The following is a 19,109-nucleotide window of genomic DNA, read 5'->3' on the forward strand; positions in this document are numbered from 1 at the left end:
TGTTAAACGATATCGTTTAGGGGAGAATTACTGATCTTTAGTTTGCAGCGCAACGTGATAGCGGCGATTCACTTCATTCCAATCCACCACGTTATAAAATGCAGCAATATATTCAGGGCGACGATTTTGATATTTTAGATAATACGCATGTTCCCATACATCTAAACCTAGAATAGGCGTATTGCCATGCATAAGCGGAGAGTCCTGATTAGCACTACTTTCCACAATGATTTTATGTTCAGGTGTCACGCTTAGCCATGCCCAGCCACTACCAAAACGACTAATGGCTGCTTTGGTAAATGCTTCTTTAAAAGCGTCAAAACCACCAAGTTGTTGATTAATCGCTTCTGCAACTGTTCCAGTTGGCTGCCCCCCACCTTGCGGACTCATGACCGTCCAAAACAGTGAGTGATTGGCATGTCCGCCACCGTTATTGATTACCATATTTTTAAGCTCAGTGGGGACTTCATTGACTTTGGCAACCAGTTCTTCAACTGTAAGGTTTTCCCATTCTGTGCCTTCAATCGCACCATTAATGTTATTGATGTAGGTTTGATGGTGTTTACTATGGTGGATTTCCATTGTTTTAGCATCAATATTAGGTTCAAGTGCATCATAAGCATAAGGGAGCGCTGGTAAAGAATAAGCCATGTGTTTGATTCCTTTTTAATCAAAGTGGTTTTGTTGGGATGAATTAAAGCGCTTTTATTATTCACTTAATTGTAAATGAGAATCAATATGCTTTTCATTTGCTTTTTTTTAAGGCGAGCTAATTCTGTTAGACATAAATTTTATTTATTGTTGGTATTGGGGAATAGAAGTAATTTGCTCGCCAGCGAGACACAGTTCGAGATAAGCCCAATCTATTGAGGGCATCATTTCTGATTTATCTCTACGCTGTGAGTTCAAACTTGCATAAAAGGAGCATTAAGATGCTGTGATGAAAATTCAATTTTTTCAATGAATGAATTCTTCTTAAAATTAAAAATTTCGCTAGATTATCAAGTAATCTAGCGAAAAGATTTTAGCTTAATCGAATGATTGAATACGGTTAGATCGGGTTGTTCAATTCAAAATATTCAGTTTCGATTGAAAATTGGTTTGCGATTGCTTGTGCTAAACGCTGCACGCCATAACGTTCTGTCGCATGATGACCACATGCAAAATAATGAACCCCCAGCTCTTTCGCTTCATAAAAAGTACGTTCGCTGACTTCACCAGAGATATAAGCATCACAATTTTCTTGAGCTGCTTTACTGATAAAATCTTGAGCACCGCCTGTGCAGAAACCGACTTTTTTGATTGCAATTTTATCACTTGGCAAATGAATCACATTAAAATCAAAAATAGCCTGTAACTTGGTCTTAAATTGCGATGGGCTGATGGCATTTTCTAAATAAGCAACATTGCCAATCGGGTGTTTTTCAGTTGTATCTAAGGCTTCTAAATTCTTTAAACCAATCAGATCTGCAATTGCTGCATTATTTCCCAATGTAGGATGAGCATCTAAAGGCAAATGGTAAGCGACCAGTGAGATATTATTTTGAATTAGTTTCTTGATTCGATTGCCACGCATACCTGTAATGGGATAGGGCTCGCCTTTCCAGAAATAACCATGATGTACAAGTAAGACATCTGCTTGTTGGGCAATTGCAGCATCAATCGCATCTTCAGAGGCTGTTACCGCACAAACAATTTTATTGACTTCGAGTTTGCCTTCAATCTGTAAGCCGTTCGGTGCATAGTCTTTAAATTCATGGGCCTTTAGCGTTTGATTACACCATTGCACAATGTCATGCAAATTTGCCATGCGATTCCTCAAATAGTTTAGATTTTATTACTGTCAATAAAAACATATTTTTAAATGTAACTAAAGCTAGACAAAACTTTTTTAACTTTTGCATTGCTTTCAAGTAATTTACATTACAATGAGAGAAATTTCCTGTTCTTCAACAAATTAACTTATTTAAAACATCATTTCGCCTAGAGGATAATAGACGTGCGCCGTGCATTTACATGGTTACCTTGGGTATTACTCATTGTCGTTATATTTAGTTTTCTGGCTTGGCAGAAATCACATCAGCCGAAACCAACTGTGGCGTCTGATGGGGTTAAAATGCCAGCTGAAAAGGTTGAACCCTTAGTTGATACAAATCGTATGGGTGGGGTGGTTTCTTATAATGCTGCGGTAAAAGTCGCTGCTCCTGCCGTCGTGAATATTTTTACCACGCAAAAAATAAAACAGCCTAATCATCCGCTATTGAATGATCCTGTTTTTCGTGAATTTTTTGGTAATCAAATCCCTCAACAGCCTAAAAATGAAAATAGTTTAGGTTCAGGGGTGATTGTTCGTGCAGATGGCTATATTTTAACAAATAATCATGTCATTGCTCAGGCCGAACATATTGTTGTGGCGCTGCATGATGGTCGTCGTGCTGAAGCGACGGTAGTGGGTACTGACCCTGATACTGATTTAGCAGTGATCAAGATTGAATTAGATAAATTGCCAGTGCTTCCATTTAAACTCAGTGGCAATGAAGTCGGTGATGTCGTACTGGCAATAGGTAATCCTTTTGGTGTTGGGCAAACAGTAACCCAAGGGATTGTTTCTGCGACAGGGCGTTCGGACTTAGGGATTAATACTTACGAAGATTTTATTCAAACAGATGCTGCGATTAACCCCGGTAACTCTGGTGGCGCTTTAATTGATGTTGCGGGTAATTTGATTGGTGTTAATACCGCTATTTTCTCTCAATCTGGTGGGTCGCTTGGCATTGGTTTTGCGATACCCGCAAAAGTTTGTCAGCAAGTTTTAAACTCTATTTTGAAAGATGGTCGTGTGGTGCGTGGTTGGTTAGGTATCAGCTTAATTCCAAATAATTTGGATGAAGATGTCTTAACAGCAAAACCAGTCGGTGTTTTAGTTGCAGATGTGTTACGTGGTGGTCCAGCTGATCTGGCTGGGGTCAAACGTGGAGATAAAATTGTTCAAGTGAATAATGAACAAATCTCTTCTGCATCGCATTTGATTAATTATGTTGCACTACAAGCGCCAGAAAGTTCGATTGAAGTGGTGGTAGAACGTGATGGGAAACAACAACAGTTAGAAGTCAAAGTTGGGGAGCGTAAAGTTCAACAACAAAATGTTCAATCCCAATACATTCCATTACCAAAAGGTCAGCAGTGATATCGCTTATTTCTAAGGTGATTCTGTAAAGCATTGTTTTAGAAATTCCTTTTATTTTAAGCAATAAAAAAGCTTGTTGATTGCGTTGATCAACAAGCTTTTTGCATTTTTATAGCTTTTTATTTTTCATTAAATCATTCCAATTTGATGGTTTGATGACAGTTTTCTGACCAGTACATGACAAATACTATTCATTGAAATACTTTTGTATTCAATGTGCGCAAAATGCCTGATTGAAGTATTCAAATAAATCAGGTGTTTGTAACCATATAAATAAAGATACGCTCATTAAGAATATGATCAATAGCATCAGCCCGATTCTAAGATTTCGATCAATACTTGTCATCAATCACAGCTTCCTCATTCACAAAAAGATGGATGATCACACCAAAGACACTCAATAAGAGGCAGGCAAACCAAATCATATTGTAGTTGCCTGTTAAAGCATGGTTGACACCGCCCAGCCAACCACCAAAGAATGAACCGATTTGATGGGTGAAAAATACGATACCACTGAGCATAGATAAGTATTTTACTCCAAACATATTCGCAACAATACCATTGGTTAAGGGAACTGTGGAGAGCCATAATAGCCCCATGATGATGCCAAAACTGTAGACTGTAAAGGTACTCAGTGGTAGCAACAGAAAAGCAATAATTGCGATACCACGTAAGCCATAGAGTAGCATCAGTAGTTTGGGTTTGGAAAAACGATCTCCCAACCACCCTGCGCCATAGGTTCCAATAATGTTGAATAAACCAACGAGTGCTAAGAATACTGTGCCTGTGGTCGCATTAAAACCATGATCAATTAAGTAACCGGGAAGGTGTACCCCTAAGAATACCACCTGAAATCCACATACTAAAAAGCCTAGAGATAACCACCAAAAGGGATGGTGATTTTTAGCAATTTTCAGAACTTGCTTGAATGTTAAGCTCTGCTGATCAAGTGCTTTGGGCACGGTGGAAGGTGGTGCTTTGAGCAACCATGCTAATGGAACAATAAATGCAATTGCAAAAGCACTGACCAGTAATGCAGATGACCATCCAATACTTTTGAGCAAAAGCAACGTTGATGGGAGCATAATGAACTGCCCAAATGAACCAGCGGCACTTGCAATACCCATAGCCATACTACGTTTTTCTGGTGGAGCAGCACGACCAACAGCGGAGAGTAAAACGGTAAATGAAGTAGCAGAAAGCGCTAGACCAATAATGAGGCCTAAACTTAAGTTGAGTAATAGACCTGTAGAGCTAAATGCCATTAGGGTTAAGCCGATGGTATAGAGTATTCCACCAGCAACAACTACAATTTTAGTACCGTATTTATCAGCAATTGCACCTGTAAAGGGCTGTGCTGCACCCCAGATCAAATTTTGCATGGCAATCGCAAAACTAAAAATATGGTGTCCCCAGCCAAAAGCGTCACTCATGGGAACGAGGTAGAGCCCAAAACCATGACGTACACCTAAAGATAGGGCAAGCACAAAAGCGCTTCCTATTAACATATAGATCAGTTGTTTGGAAAATTGTTGATTAGACATTGTTCTTTTGATTTAGAAATAAGTGAAAAGTATTTTAAATTAGTTGTGGTTATATTTCGATTCTTTAACGAAATAATTAGACCTCTTTCATAATTATTTATCTCCCCTTTGTATTTCTTCCATCGGGCGAATGAGGAACGATTGAAGTTCCGTAAGGGGATTTATGAAAGACGTCTATTATTGTTTTGGTCTTTCTGATTAAAAAAAAACAGAGCAACCTGAGCTGCTCTGTTTATTAAAAAATTGATCAATGTTTTAGAATTTAAATTCTAAGCCTAAACCTGCAACAGGTTGTTTATCTTTTTGGCTTGCTTGTTCAAGCGTTAGATAACCTGCATAACCATAAGTTTTTACTTGCTTATTAAATGCATAGTCTGCGCCAGCGATAATTTGCTTAGCTTCAAAATCATCGGTATTGTCTTTAAAGCGAGTAGTGTTCTGGCTGTATTGGCCTTTGATGGTCCAATTCTTTGCTGCTGGAAGGGTATATTCTGCACCCACTAACCAGCCTTTTGCATTATCAATATTTTTTGCCTTTGTTGCCCATTTTGTTGCATCATCGGCATAAGACCTTTCTTCAACTTCTGAACTTTGGAGCAATGCTTTCAAGAATAAACCGTCCATTGGATTCACTCGACCAATTGCACGGACTGTGTTTGCTGCGGCAAAAATTGAACCACCCGTAATATTCGGTTCAGCCGCGTTTAATAAACCACGACCAGTAAACGTACTCGGAATTGCTTTGTCATAGCCTAATCCTGCAACCCACAATGGATTTTCATAGGTTACAGTAGCTGACCAAGCATCTCCTAAACCACGACCAGCAACTTTTGCACCACCACTACTTTGTTTGATACCAGCAGATTCGCCTGTTGCAAGTAAAGCATTGAGCTTAAATGCACCTTGTAATAATTTAACGGCTGGAGATTCATAAATAACCACATTATCAATACGATTTTCACCAGCGAAAATACCCCCTATATCCGCTTTATTTCCAACATAGTTATTAAAGATATCGACCGTGCTAGATAATTGTTTTACTGGCGTATCATGCTTACCTATTTTAATCGTACCGAACTGGGCATCTTTTAAACCAACAAAACGATTTCGTTGCGCCCAATCTGAGCCATCGCCATCCGCATTGAATGACCATTCGATTCCATAAACTGCATTTAAACGTTCAGTGAGTTTTTCATCGCCTTTGATACCAATGAATGAACTATTTGAACTTATTTCCCAAACATCTTTATTCGATTTAGTCGCATTTTTTTCAGGTAAATAATCCACACTTGCATCAATTTCACCATATAGCGTTGGTGCTGCAAATGTTGTGGTGGTTAAAATACTGAGCATAGCAAAGCCAAGAAGATTCAATTTCATATTGAGACCCCAGAGAAAGAAAAATTTAATATTGAAGCTGTTTGAGCATAGTGCTCACAAAGCATGAGTCATGATTACGCCACTGAATTCCGTTCCATAATGGCTTGATCAAGTAATTCTTGTTCCTTGACCTTATGTTCTACAGAGAAGCGAATGAGTACCACACTGAAGGCAGCGACTGTTACAAGGCAGCCTAAAATCATAAGGCAGGTTTGGATGTCGAGTAGACCTTTAAGCAGGAAACCAGCAGCAACCGCACCAACATTACCACCAGCACCAATAATGCCTGCGACACCACCGAGGGCATCACGGTCAATAAATGGAACCAATGCATAGGTTGCACCACATGCCATATGTGTAAACAAAGCAAAAATCGTCATGGCGAGTATTGCAAGCATAACGGTATTCATTTGAGAGAAAACGATCAGGAATAAACCTTCACCTAAAATGAATAAAAACAAGATTCTGGTCCGTCCATCGAGACCTTTATTTACTGCTACTTTGTCTGAAATAATTCCGCCTAATGCACGAGCGAATAGGGCCAATAAACCAAAGATACCAGCAGTCAGACCTGCTTCTTTTAAGCCCATATTGAAGTGGTCAACATAATACATTGCGGCAACATTATGAATGAAAATCTCAATACCAAAGCATGCTGCATAAGCGGTGAATAATACCCAAACTCGATAGTTACGTGCCGCTTGCATGAGAATTGCGGTACCGCCTTTTTTGGCATTACCCACTTCTACACCTTGCTCGCGTAATTCTTTAAAATCACCTTGAGGGCTATCTTGGGTCAGTTTCCAGTATAGGATACCTACGATCACCATCATGACACCTGGTACCAGCAAAGCGATACGCCATCCCATTGCCTGCTCGACACCAAACATGACGATTGCGCCTAAAATTAAAGGCATGATTGCTTGGGTTGCACCACCACCAGCATTACCCCAACCAGCGGCAGCAGCATTTGCAGTACCGACAACATTTGGGGCAAACATCACGCTGGTATGGTATTGAGTAATGACAAAGCTCGCGCCAATGGCCCCAATCAATAAACGGAAGAATAGAAAAGATTCATAGGTATTTGCTGCTGCAACTCCAAATACAGGAATACTGCCGAGAATCAGAAGTGCAGTGTAGGTTCTACGTGGACCATATTTATCGCACAGTGGGCCAACAATCAGTCGGATAATAATGGTAATCGCAACGGCGGCAATATTGATATTGGCGATCTGAGATTTGGTTAAATTAAATTCACCAGCAATGACGGGCATGAGCGGAGCGCAGGCAAACCATGCGAAGAAGCAGACAAAGAATGCCAGCCATGTCATGTGAAATGCACGCATCGCAGGCGTAGAAAAGCTAAATAATTTTATTTCTGTGGCTTTTTTTGCATCTAAATTCATGTTTGAAGACATAGCCTTCTCCTGAACTGAACGTAATTTTATTTTTGCTATGTCATGTTTAAACATAAGCAAACCGAACAGAACGGACATCGTTGGCCGCCAACAAACTTTTTGTGAATCATCTTTGATTCAACACGTTAGTTATTAAGCAAGGGTCATGCCATAAAAAATAATTAACCAATTAGATAAATTAAAGCATTAAAAGCGAAAGTATTTATCAGTCTATTTAGTGGTGAGGTGGAGTGAAAGCGGAAATAAAGCATAATTTTTATGAAATCATTTTAAATTGATGTTAGACAATCTTTAGGAAATTGTTTTTTCTTGGTGCGCAATCTTTAGGCAGAGTGATTTAAAAAGTCGCGGAAAAGAAAAAAGCAGCCGAAGCTGCTTTCTTACTCAGATTGCTTTAGAAGCGATATCCCACACCGACATAGGTAATCAATGGATCAATATCAATCTTGGTATTTGCGCGGATCAACTCTTTGCCTGTATTGCGGTCAGTAACATAGATTTTTGCTTCATTATTCATTTTTGAATAAGAGACCGAGCCAACAGCAAACCAATTTGGTTTAAAGTCATAAGTCGCACCTATAGTAACGATTGGTGCAAATGTGTCGGTTGCTTTAAGCTTAACAACAGGGTCTGCAGATGATGTCTTGCCATCTAATGCTGCTCCCGCTTTATCATCATGAATATTTTGAATCATGTGACCTGCTGCGATGAGATCTGACTCAATGCCAGAATTCATTTTTAGATCATTGAAGTAAGCATACATCACACCAGCGCCGACATACGGTCGGAATTTATTGACACCTGATTTACCAAATTGATAGTGGAGTTCGATTGCTGGTAGCCATGCCCGTGCAGACGCTGCTTTATCACCCTGAGTTAAATCAGTGATATGAATATCTTGCTTTAATGGGATATCACCAAGAACAGCACCGATACCAGCTGGTTTATCAATCCCAGATAAAGGTGCATAAATTTGACCTTTCCCTTTGATATCAACTTTAGGTGGAATGCCTGCTTTAATTTCTAAGGAAAGATTATCAGTAAAATGGTAATTGACCATAATACCAACAGTATCAACATTCTCAGCTTCTAACCCAGTGTCTTGAGCTTGCCAATTAGATAATCCGTTGATTGTAGCTTCACCAGAAATGTTACTTCTTAAATAAGTAACATTGTCTATTTTTTCTGAAATAATGTTTGAAACAAGCGGAGTATTAAGTAGAGTTGTTAAAGTATTGTATTTCTCTTCACCTTCTTTGGTAGAGCGATCAATTGCATTCAATACAGAGTCAGCTGTTACTGAACCTACTTTTGACTGTGTTCCTTCAGCAATACTGGTGTTTACATTGATTGGATTCGCTGAGCCTTGAGGCATCGCATGCAACCAACCAGCAGAAACCGAAAAGCGTTTAAATCCATCACCATCTTTAAGGCTAAAATACGGTGAGTCTGCAAAAGCAAGGGTAGGTAGGGTACAAAGACCAGTTATTAGGCAAGTTAATGACTTTTTCATCATATAGGGACTCCATGTCCGAAAGTTTGTAAGGATTTTTCTTGCGCCCAACATAACTCTTTTTGATGAATTGTTTGTTTAGTTAGAATTTATAATTGTTGTGCTTATGAAAAATTTTGTTTCATTTAGATAAATTGATAAAGAAATTATGGATGCAAAAAAGCTGCCGAAGCAGCTTTTTTGAAATTAATAGAAGGGTAAAGAGTTACATAAAACGCGATAAATCTTCTTCAGGACGTGCAGTTAAAACTTCAATCCCTGTTTGTGTGACTAAAAGCGTATGCTCATATTGAGCAGATAATTTATGATCTTTCGTTACAACCGTCCATTTATCGCCCAAGAGCTTGGTTTGCCATACGCCAGCATTGACCATGGGTTCAATGGTAAATGTCATGCCAGCTTCAAGACGCATCCCTGTGCCTTTTTGGCCATAGTGTAGAACTTGAGGTTCATCATGGAAGACATTGCCGATACCATGACCACAATATTCACGGACGACACTGAAACGTTCAGATTCAACGTATTGTTGAATTGCATATCCAACATCACCAAGATAAGAACCATTTTTAACCGTTGCCATACCACGATACATGGCTTCTTGTGCAACCTTACAAAGACGATTTGCCAAAATAGAGGTTTCTCCACCCACGATATACATCATGTTGGTATCGCCGTGATAACCATCTTTAATAACAGTCACATCAATATTCAGGATGTCACCATTTTTAAGCGTTTTAGCTTCGGATGGAATACCGTGACATACGACATGGTTAACCGATGTGCAGATTGTATGTTGGAAAGCAGGACGCCCTGGTGCTGCGCCGTAACCCAAACAAGCAGGGATGGCTTGTTGAGCGTTGACAATATGATCATGACAAATTGTGTCGAGTTCGAGTGTACTCACACCTGCCTTAATATAAGGCTTAATCATGTCTAAAACTTCAGCTGCCAGTTTCCCTGCAACACGCATCTTTTCAATTTCATCGGGAGTTTTAATTAATCGGCGAGGAGCTGTATAAGTTGTATTCATGATCTCTAAAAACTTTTGGTAATTCGCAAGTGACTATGGTATAAATAGCCGCCTATTTTATCAATTGCTTTTCGTGACTATCTTTCTTAATGAAAGGTATTCTGAAAGTGTATAATAAATAGTCGTACAAAATCCGCACATATATCGTCACATTACTCTGGGTGCCTAGCAATAGGTGGAGAATGCGGATATATGGAGGCCTAACCCAAATCTTAAGGTATAGAAAATGGCAGATTACAACGTAAGCATGCGCGACCTTCTTCAAGCAGGCGCACACTTTGGTCACCAAACTCGTTTCTGGAACCCAAAAATGCGTCAATACATTTTTGGCGCACGTAACAAAATTCACATCATCAACCTTGAGCATACTGTTCCTGCGTTAAATGATGCATTGAACTTTGTGAACAACCTTGCGAGCAAAAAGAACAAAGTATTATTCGTTGGTACAAAACGAGCTGCTTCTAACATCATCCGTGAACAAGCTCAACGCGCTGGTCAACCATATGTAGATCACCGCTGGTTAGGTGGTATGTTGACGAACTGGAAAACACTTCGCCAATCTATCAACCGTTTAAAAGATCTTCAAACTCAATCTCAAGACGGTACTTTTGCTAAGCTTACTAAACGTGAAGCTTTAGAACGTACTCGTGAGATGGAAAAACTTGAACGTGCTTTAGGCGGCGTTAAAAACATGGGTGGTTTACCTGACGCATTATTTGTAATCGACGTTGATCACGAAGCGATTGCAATCAAAGAAGCGAAAAACTTAGGTATTCCTGTAATCGGTATCGTTGATACAAACTCTAACCCAGATCATGTTGATTACGTTATTCCGGGTAATGACGATGCGATCCGTGCAGTAACTTTGTATGCTTCTGCTATGGCTGATGCGATTCTTGCTGGTAAAGAATATGCTCAATCACAAGCAAATGCACAAGCAAAAGGCGATGACGCTGCTAAAGATGCTTCTGAGGCTTAATGCGTTTTGACGCAAGCTTGTCATTTTTGCGACATGTAATGGTGGCAAATTAAAGCGTCGAGATTGCAAACGGCCCAGAGTTTCTTTGGGCCGTTTTTGTTGAACAGATTTATTTTCTACCGATTTTAGGAGATCAACATGACTGCAGTTACTGCGAGCATGGTAAAAGAATTACGTGACCGTACTGGTCTTGCAATGATGGAATGTAAAAAAGCATTAACAGAAGCGGGCGGTGACATCGAACTTGCGATTGATAACCTTCGTAAATCAGGTCAAGCAAAAGCTGCTAAAAAAGCAGGTAATATTGCTGCTGATGGCGCGATCACGATCATTCAAAACGGTAACAAAGCGATTCTCGTTGAAGTGAACTGTCAGACTGACTTCGTTGCTAAAGACGAAAACTTCAAAAACTTTTCTGATAAAGTTGCTGCTGCTGCACTTGCTGCTGGCGAAACTGATGCTGCAAAAATTGCTGAACTTAAGCTTGAAGATGGCGCTACAGTAGAAGAAGCACGTGTTGCACTTGTTCAAAAAATTGGTGAAAACATCCAAGTTCGTCGCGCTCAAATTGTTGAAGGCGAAAACTTGGCTGTGTACAAACACGGTTTAAAAATCGGTGTTGTTGTTGCTTATACTGGTGATGCTGATACAGGTAAAGGCATTGCAATGCACGTTGCTGCATTCAATCCTGTTGCTGTAAATGCTGAAGCTGTTTCTGCTGACTTGATCGCTAAAGAGAAAGAGATTGCTGAAGCGAAAGCATTAGAATCTGGTAAGCCAGCGAACATCGTTGAGAAAATGGTCACTGGTTCAATTGAAAAATATTTGAACGAAGTTGCTCTTGATCGTCAAATGTATGTAATCGACAACGACAAGAAAGTTGCAGACGTATTGAAAGCAACAGGTACAGTTGTTGCTCAATTCACTCGTTTCGAAGTTGGTGAAGGTATTGAGAAGAAAGCTGAAATGAGCTTTGCTGAAGAAGTTGCTGCTGCACAAGCTGCTGCGCAATAATTCATATCTTCTAAAAAAAACCAGTCTGTTTGACTGGTTTTTTTTGTCTAATGTAAAAATTATTCATCATGCTGTTCTTTAAATTTTGCTAACGCTTCAATACGGTATTGAATCAACATTTCGCCTATTTCAGGGCCTTTGATCTGTTCAGGTAAATCCTGTGCCCGAATATTTCTGACGATTTCCATCGCATCTAACATATATTGTGCCTGCGGATAAGGACGATGCTCTAAACCTAAACGTCCTCTGGCATCACATTCACACGCTTGAACAAAAGCTTTGGCTTTCTCAGGTCTACGCAATACATCTAAGCGTTGTAAAAAACGCCATAATGTACCGGGTTTTAGATTTTTGACTTGATGGCATTTCAAATGTTCTTTGCATACAGTAAGTGCTAAATTTTTAAGATAGGTGGGTACTTTTAGACGATCACACACATCAGTTACGGGCTGTATACCGCGTTCTTCATGCATGATATGTCTTGGTAATTCTTCAACAGGGGTGAGTGCTTTGCCTAAGTCATGAACAAGTACCGAGAAGCGGACATCTAAAGCGTAATTTGCCTGACATGCCTGTTTAAGTGCCATGAGTGTATGAATACCACAATCTATTTCAGGGTGGTATTCAGGGCGCTGTGGTACCCCAAATAGGGCATCGAGTTCAGGAAACAATATTTTTAAAGCATCACAGTCTTTGAGTATTTGAAAATATACATCTGCATGATCTTCCATTAATGCCCGAGACGTTTCTTTCCAGACGCGTTCGGGAGTAAGGGCATTTAACTCACCTGATTTGGCGATGTCTTGCATGAGTTGTAGTGTTTCATCCGCAATTTTAAAGTCATACGCAGCATAACGTGCAGCAAAGCGAGCGACTCGAAGTACTCGTAGCGGATCTTCAGTAAATGCATCTGAAACATGACGTAGAATTTTTTGATCTAGATCTTTTTGTCCGCCATAAGGATCATAAACCTTGCCTTGTTCGTCCATGGCCATGGCATTGATGGTAAGGTCTCGGCGAATTAAATCTTCTTCTAATTTAACGCTAGTATCCGTGAAGCATTGGAAACCGTGATAGCCAATCCCTGATTTGCGTTCTGTGCGTGCGAGTGCATATTCTTCTTTTGTTTTGGGATGTAGAAATACAGGGAAGTCTTTGCCAACAGGTTGATAACCTTCCGCGAGTAATTGTTCTGGCGTTGCACCAACCACAACATAATCTTTTTCGTGATAGGGATGCCCAAGTAAATGATCTCGAACGGCACCGCCTACTAAATAAACTTGCATGAAAAAACCTCTATTCTTCACACAATCATGCTACAGAATAGAGGTTTTCTCAAGCACTAAGCAAAGCTTTTCAGGAAAAGCTCAGCTTATACGGGTTAGTTTTGACTTTGTTGGATTTCAGCAACAGTCAAGGCGGTCATGTTGATTAGACGGCGGGTTGTTGCTGTTGGGGTAAGGATATGAACTGGTTTTGCAGCGCCCAATAGAATTGGCCCAATCGTTACATTATTCCCAGATGTTGCTTTTAATAAATTAAAAGAAATATTAGCTGAGTCTAAGTTTGGCATGATCAAGAGATTCGCTGAACCTTTGTAACGTGAATTTGGGAAAGCAAAGTGACGAATGTTTTCGTCAAGTGCTGCATCTCCATGCATTTCACCTTCGACTTCTAATTCAGGCGCTTGTTCTGTAAGTAAACGATAAACTTCACGCATTTTTTGAGCGCTAGAATCAAGTTGATCGCTACCAAAGCTTGAATGGGAAAGTAGTGCAACACGTGGTGTGATACCAAAACGACGAACTTCTTCCGCAGCTAAAATAGTCATTTCAGCGAGTTGTTCCGCAGTCGGGTTGGTATTTACATAGGTGTCAGCAATAAACAAGTTGCGATCTTCAAGCATCAATGCATTTAGGGTGAAGAAGTTATTACGACCTTCTTTTAAACCAATGACATTTTTAACGAAATCTAAATGAATATCATAGCTTGCGTAAGTACCGCAGAGCATACCATCAGCTTTACCAAATTTAACCAATAAAGCTGCGATGAGGGTAGAGCGACGACGTGTTTCACGTTGAGCGTATTCTACGGTCACACCTTTGCGTTGCATGGTCTGATAGTAGTCTTTCCAAAACTCCTCGTATTGAGGATTTTTTTCTTGGTCAACGATTTCGATATTTACGCCATGTTGTAAACGCAAACCCAATTTTTTGATGTTTGCTTCGATTACAGTGGTACGACCAACTAAAATTGGCTTAGCTAGATCTTCATCAACCGCGATTTGTACTGCACGTAATACGCGCTCATCTTCACCTTCAGCATAAGCAATACGTTTAGGATCAGTTTTTGCTTGTGCAAAAATTGGTTTCATCAAGAATGCAGAGTTATAAACGAACTCAGAAAGTCTTTGACGATATGCAGAGAAGTCTTCAATTGGACGTGTTGCAACACCAGAATCCATTGCTGCTTTAGCGACCGCAGGTGCAATTTCTAAAATCAAGCGTTGATCAAGTGGTCCTGGGATTAAGTAATCACGACCAAATGATGCCGATTTTTCACCGTAAGTGGCAGCATCAGCTTCAACATGTGCCATACGTGCAATCGCATGTACACAAGCAATTTTCATTTCTTCATTGATTGTTGTTGCACCAACATCAAGTGCACCACGGAAGATATATGGGAAGCAAAGGGCATTATTGACTTGGTTTGGGTAGTCCGAACGACCTGTTGCCATAATGACATCTGGACGTACTTCATGTGCATGTTCAGGCAAGATTTCTGGATCAGGGTTTGCAAGTGCAAAGATAATTGGATTTTCAGCCATTTCTTTAACCATTTCTTTGGTTAAAATACCTGCTGCCGAAAGACCCAAGAACATATCCGCGCCGGTAATCACTTCATTTAATTGCGTTGCTTTAATGTCTTGTACATAGCGTTTTTTAGACTCATCTAGTCCTTCACGTGAAGTTGTGAGAAGACCGCGAGAGTCAGCAACAGTGATGTTGGCTTTATTCACACCAAGTGCGCAAAGTAAATCTAAGCAAGACAAAGCAGCAGCACCTGCTCCAGATGCTACAATTTTGATTTCATCAATTTTCTTATTTACGATTTGCAAAGCATTTAATAATGCAGAACCTACGATAATACTGGTGCCATGTTGGTCATCATGGAACACAGGAATTTTCATGCGTTCACGAAGCTTTTTCTCGATATAGAAACATTCAGGTGCTTTGATGTCTTCTAGGTTGATACCACCAAAGGTTGGCTCTAGTGCAGCAACGATATCAACGATTTTGTCTGGATCATTTTCTGCAATTTCGATATCAAAAACATCAACACCAGCGAACTTTTTGAAAAGTACGCCTTTACCTTCCATGACAGGTTTTGATGCTAAAGGACCAATGTTCCCTAAACCCAGTACAGCTGTACCATTACTCACGACTGCGACCAGATTACCACGTGCTGTATATTTGGCAGCAGTAGAAGGGTCTCGTTCGATTTCCAAACACGGAGCTGCAACACCAGGAGAGTATGCAAGCGCTAAATCTCGTTGGTTAACGAGCTGCTTGCTAGGTGTCACGCTGATTTTTCCCGGAGTAGGAAATTCATGGTAATACAAAGCGGCCTGTTTTAAAGATTGATCGTCCATCTGAGTCTCGATTGTTCCGATAATAATCAGCTATATAGGCGGCTGATTATTGTATTAAGATAAGTGCACAAGAATATAGCACTAGTTCATGCTTTCGCCCAGTCCAAAAAGCTTATTTTCACTGAACGAACATGCTTATTGACAATTTATAACGAGCGTAAAATAAACCGCCAAAGAGCTCAAAATCCATCCTTAAATGAAAGTTTTTGCGGTTGACAGTTAGGTATGCTGTTGTAAATATTCTGTCGCATGTGTTGCTGTTAATGGTCTAGCAAATAAGTAACCCTGCAATATGTCACAGTTTTGACGTTTTAAGTAGGCGCTTTGCTGTTCGGTCTCGACACCTTCGGCCACAACTTTTAGGCCAATCGTTTTACCCATTGCAATCATGGCATTAACTATCGCATCTTGTTTTGCATCGCCAATTTTTGAAATAAACGCACGGTCTATTTTCAGTGTATCTATCGGGTATTCAGTTAAATAGGCGAGGGAAGAGTAGCCTGTTCCAAAATCATCAAGTGCGATTGAAATATGACGTTGTTTGAGTGCTTGTAAAACGACTTTTACACTTTCTGTATTTTCTAAAAAAGCGGATTCTGTAATTTCTAACTCAAGATTTTGTCCTGAAATCGAATATTGATCTAGGATGGTATCAATATCATGGAGCAGTTGCCCGCGTAAAATTTGTTGTACTACGATATTAACCGCAATATGAATATGCATGAAACCGAGTTGCTGCCATACATGTAATTGCTTGGCGGCTTCATGTAGTACAAATTGTCCAATATCTGAAATAAGGCTGGTACTTTCTGCTAAAGGAATGAAAATATCAGGCATGATCAGCCCTTTAGTGGGGTGCTCCCAACGGATAAGGGCTTCGAAACCATCGATCTGATTGTTTTGAGCGACAATTTTTGGCTGATAATAAACAACCAGCTCATTGTTCTGAATAGCTTTCCTTAAGTCGAGCTCTAAATCAGAATATTTGGCAGTGAGACTGGCTCTTTCATTTGAATAATAACGAATGGTATTTCCCCCTAAGCGCTTTGCTTCATTGAGGGCTTGTTCAGCGTGGGTATTGAGATTATCGACTTGACGACCATGTTCTGGAAACATGGCCACGCCAACTGAAATGCTTACTAAATACTCTTGGTCTGAGATGTAAAATGGTTGGCAAAAGTTTTCAACAATATTATTGCATAATTGATGAATTGGCGGATGTAAAGGTGACATCTCATAAATAATGGCAAAATCATCTGCGCTTAAGTGTGCAACTAAAAGGGCATCAATATTGCTGATACGTAAGCGTTGTGCAACCTGTTTTAAGAGTTCATTCCCTGCTTGGTTGCTAATCAATTCATTCAAGGTACGGAAACGATCTATGTTGAGACGAATCACTGCTAGATGTTGAATAGCCGCTTCACTGATAAGATATTGATGCAGTTGTTGTTGATAATAGAATCGATTGGGTAAGTCTGTTAGCGTATCGTAGTTGGTTAAATAAGATAAACGTTGCTCTTGGTGTTTACGTTCGGTTTGATCAGAAATAATACCAATATAGTTGATGACTTGTTCTTGTTCATTTTTTACAGCATTGATATGGATCCATAGGAAACATGATTTTCCAGAATGATAAGTCTCCTGAAATTCCCCTTCATACTCATATTCGTCTCTTAAGGTGTCGAGTATAGAATGTTGGAAGTTGTGGTGATGAGGTTTATTTTGCTTGGTAATCTCAAAGAGATGTTTATTTAAAATGACTTGTTTATCTAATCCTGTGATTTGTTCGTATTTTGGGTTCACTTCAACATAGTTAAACTGCGCATCTAAAATAAAAATCCCTTCAGATGCTTGTTCAAAAACACTGGCAGAAAGTTTCAAGCGTTCTTGATCTCTGCGTTCTTGATTGATATCACGATACACACCGACCATACGTAAAGGTTTACTGTTGGTTGGATCTCTTTGAATAACTTGACCAACATCATGTATCCACGACCATTCACCATTTGGACGTTTAATGCGAAAAGTCTCTTCGTAACGGGCGATCTGTCCGTCTAAATGGCTGTATAAGGTATTTTTTACACGTTGAATATCATCTGGATGGGTGATTTTGTGTAACAGCGCATAGTGGTTTTCAGAGTCACGTTTCACAGGCCGACTATGTGTATTACTGATGCCTATGGTCTGATTTTCTAGATTCCATTCCCAAGGATGGATACCAGCAGTTTCATGCGCAAAAGCTAAATTTTGTCGGTGTTCTTCTAAGCTCTCATTCATTTGTGTGAGATCAAAAGTACGATCACGAACTTTTTGTTCCAATAAGTGATTGTTGAATTGTAATTGTGCTTCGATATCTTTGGATTTATTGATTTCACGTTGTAGCTGCTGACAGAGTTCTTCGGTCCATTGATTATGTTGTTCAGAAACATCCATCAGTTGTTTGTTCTTTTCAAGTACACTTGAAAGACGTTTATGGATTTTATAGGTTGCTTGCGCGCATAGTAAGGTAGCAAAGAATGTGGAGTAATAAGCGAGATAGAACAGCGTGTGATGATGATCACCGAAGAGCGTCTGTGAAATAATCAGTGGAATAATACTAGGAAGAAAAAATAGCAAAAAATATCGAATATGTTGAGTTAAAAATGTAAGTGCAATGATATGGGATGTGGTTAGGAGCAAAGCAGTTAAAATTGAAATATGTGAGCTTGTAATTCTGGTTACATCATTGATGAGATAATAATTAATAATGATGGAGTTAACACCGAGCAATAAACCCGTAAAAAAGCACACTATTTGAAATAAATGGTTGGTTTTTTTAAAGAAAAGTGGTGATGACGTGTGTTGTGAAGAAAAACGGCATAGAAAAAAGAAAAGAAGTAAAACAATCAGCGTAATACAGATCCAAACGGTAAAAATGTTGGGACTAAACGAGTAAAAAAGACCAAACAACACATAATCTAAAAGACAAATACACAGTACACTGAGGACAAAAGCACGGATATGGCTAGAACAATTAATCAAATCTGTATAAATAGGTGGCGGTGAATCTTGCTTTTGAACCCCAGACATACAACGAATAATCCTTTTCATTTTTCAATGCCTACCGTCTTTATTCTTTGTAAGCAGAGTAGAGTTCATTTAAATTAACGCTAAACCTAATGGAAAGCAATCCACCTGTATCATTTGATGGAAAAGTGATAGTTCAAAATAGATAAGGCGACTACTGGGGCTGTCTCGGTTCTTAAAACACGATCTCCGATACACCAGTTTTTAAAATGGTTTTGATTTGCAGTTTGAGGGTGTAAATAAACCTGTGTAAATGCTTAAATTATCCCCAACACTGTTGGGGTCAACAAGGTGTTTACCATGAAAGATGAAACAATGTTGGC

At 39.6% G+C, this 19,109-nt stretch carries 13 protein-coding genes and 1 pseudogene; 3 read left to right on the top strand and 11 right to left on the bottom strand.

The genetic code is table 11. The features are described from left to right. Positions 1-27: 27 nt before the first annotated feature. Both MMP72_RS13335 and MMP72_RS13340 read right to left on the bottom strand, forming a co-directional pair. Positions 28-651, bottom strand: coding sequence for a superoxide dismutase (locus MMP72_RS13335; RefSeq protein WP_241318019.1), 624 nt, complete (start codon positions 649-651; stop codon positions 28-30). 400 nt (positions 652-1,051) lie between these two features. Further along, a complete protein-coding gene (locus tag MMP72_RS13340) occupies positions 1,052-1,810 on the bottom strand; it encodes a Nif3-like dinuclear metal center hexameric protein (RefSeq protein ID WP_241318021.1) in 759 nt (252 codons plus the stop codon). 189 nt (positions 1,811-1,999) lie between these two features. On the opposite strand from MMP72_RS13340, the gene MMP72_RS13345 reads away from it, so the two are divergent. Next, entirely contained in the window at positions 2,000-3,187 is a 1,188-nt protein-coding gene (locus MMP72_RS13345) for a trypsin-like peptidase domain-containing protein (protein WP_241318023.1), read from the top strand. Positions 3,188-3,519: 332 nt separating this feature from the next. Here MMP72_RS13345 and MMP72_RS13350 read toward each other — a convergent pair whose 3' ends face one another. From MMP72_RS13350 to map, 5 genes are all read right to left on the bottom strand, one after another. After that, entirely contained in the window at positions 3,520-4,731 is a 1,212-nt protein-coding gene (locus MMP72_RS13350) for an MFS transporter (RefSeq protein WP_241318024.1), read from the bottom strand. 255 nt (positions 4,732-4,986) lie between these two features. Continuing rightward, on the bottom strand, positions 4,987-6,111 hold the full coding sequence (locus MMP72_RS13355) for a porin (protein ID WP_241318026.1): 1,125 nt from the start codon (positions 6,109-6,111) through the stop codon (positions 4,987-4,989). A 74-nt stretch (positions 6,112-6,185) separates the two neighbouring features. After that, a complete protein-coding gene (locus tag MMP72_RS13360) occupies positions 6,186-7,532 on the bottom strand; it encodes an MFS transporter (RefSeq protein ID WP_241318028.1) in 1,347 nt (448 codons plus the stop codon). A 394-nt stretch (positions 7,533-7,926) separates the two neighbouring features. Then, positions 7,927-9,048, bottom strand: coding sequence for an OmpW family outer membrane protein (locus MMP72_RS13365; RefSeq protein WP_241318030.1), 1,122 nt, complete (start codon positions 9,046-9,048; stop codon positions 7,927-7,929). 202 nt (positions 9,049-9,250) lie between these two features. Continuing rightward, complete coding sequence (gene map / locus MMP72_RS13370; protein WP_241318031.1) at positions 9,251-10,075, bottom strand: type I methionyl aminopeptidase; 825 nt, start codon at positions 10,073-10,075, stop codon at positions 9,251-9,253. Positions 10,076-10,301: 226 nt separating this feature from the next. On the opposite strand from map, the gene rpsB reads away from it, so the two are divergent. Together rpsB and tsf are read left to right on the top strand one after the other, a co-directional pair. Beyond that, complete coding sequence (rpsB, locus tag MMP72_RS13375; RefSeq protein WP_130162355.1) at positions 10,302-11,054, top strand: 30S ribosomal protein S2; 753 nt, start codon at positions 10,302-10,304, stop codon at positions 11,052-11,054. A gap of 138 nt (positions 11,055-11,192) precedes the next feature. After that, a complete protein-coding gene (gene tsf, locus MMP72_RS13380) occupies positions 11,193-12,068 on the top strand; it encodes a translation elongation factor Ts (protein ID WP_241318033.1) in 876 nt (291 codons plus the stop codon). 59 nt (positions 12,069-12,127) lie between these two features. Here tsf and MMP72_RS13385 read toward each other — a convergent pair whose 3' ends face one another. The 4 genes and pseudogenes from MMP72_RS13385 to MMP72_RS13400 all read right to left on the bottom strand — a co-directional run. Beyond that, complete coding sequence (locus MMP72_RS13385; protein ID WP_241318035.1) at positions 12,128-13,354, bottom strand: multifunctional CCA addition/repair protein; 1,227 nt, start codon at positions 13,352-13,354, stop codon at positions 12,128-12,130. 95 nt (positions 13,355-13,449) lie between these two features. After that, entirely contained in the window at positions 13,450-15,720 is a 2,271-nt protein-coding gene (locus MMP72_RS13390; protein WP_241318037.1) for an NADP-dependent malic enzyme, read from the bottom strand. Between the two features lie 219 nt (positions 15,721-15,939). Continuing rightward, the gene (locus MMP72_RS13395; RefSeq protein WP_241318039.1) at positions 15,940-18,789 is read right to left on the bottom strand and encodes an EAL domain-containing protein; all 2,850 of its coding nucleotides are present in this window, start codon (positions 18,787-18,789) and stop codon (positions 15,940-15,942) included. A 110-nt stretch (positions 18,790-18,899) separates the two neighbouring features. Then, positions 18,900-19,010, bottom strand: a pseudogene (locus MMP72_RS13400) (16S rRNA (uracil(1498)-N(3))-methyltransferase); the annotation flags it as partial. Between the last annotated feature and the right edge of the window lie 99 nt (positions 19,011-19,109).

This window comes from Acinetobacter sp. NIPH 2699, from assembly GCF_022549355.1.
Taxonomy (GTDB): domain Bacteria; phylum Pseudomonadota; class Gammaproteobacteria; order Pseudomonadales; family Moraxellaceae; genus Acinetobacter.

Coding starts and splice junctions, on each gene's coding strand:
- MMP72_RS13335 (WP_241318019.1), bottom strand. CDS start 651: ATGGCTTATTCTTTACCAGCGCTCCCTTATGCTTATGATGCACTTGAA.
- MMP72_RS13340 (WP_241318021.1), bottom strand. CDS start 1,810: ATGGCAAATTTGCATGACATTGTGCAATGGTGTAATCAAACGCTAAAG.
- MMP72_RS13350 (WP_241318024.1), bottom strand. CDS start 4,731: ATGTCTAATCAACAATTTTCCAAACAACTGATCTATATGTTAATAGGA.
- MMP72_RS13355 (WP_241318026.1), bottom strand. CDS start 6,111: ATGAAATTGAATCTTCTTGGCTTTGCTATGCTCAGTATTTTAACCACC.
- MMP72_RS13360 (WP_241318028.1), bottom strand. CDS start 7,532: ATGTCTTCAAACATGAATTTAGATGCAAAAAAAGCCACAGAAATAAAA.
- MMP72_RS13365 (WP_241318030.1), bottom strand. CDS start 9,048: ATGATGAAAAAGTCATTAACTTGCCTAATAACTGGTCTTTGTACCCTA.
- map (WP_241318031.1), bottom strand. CDS start 10,075: ATGAATACAACTTATACAGCTCCTCGCCGATTAATTAAAACTCCCGAT.
- rpsB (WP_130162355.1), top strand. CDS start 10,302: ATGGCAGATTACAACGTAAGCATGCGCGACCTTCTTCAAGCAGGCGCA.
- tsf (WP_241318033.1), top strand. CDS start 11,193: ATGACTGCAGTTACTGCGAGCATGGTAAAAGAATTACGTGACCGTACT.
- MMP72_RS13385 (WP_241318035.1), bottom strand. CDS start 13,354: ATGCAAGTTTATTTAGTAGGCGGTGCCGTTCGAGATCATTTACTTGGG.
- MMP72_RS13390 (WP_241318037.1), bottom strand. CDS start 15,720: ATGGACGATCAATCTTTAAAACAGGCCGCTTTGTATTACCATGAATTT.
- MMP72_RS13395 (WP_241318039.1), bottom strand. CDS start 18,789: ATGTCTGGGGTTCAAAAGCAAGATTCACCGCCACCTATTTATACAGAT.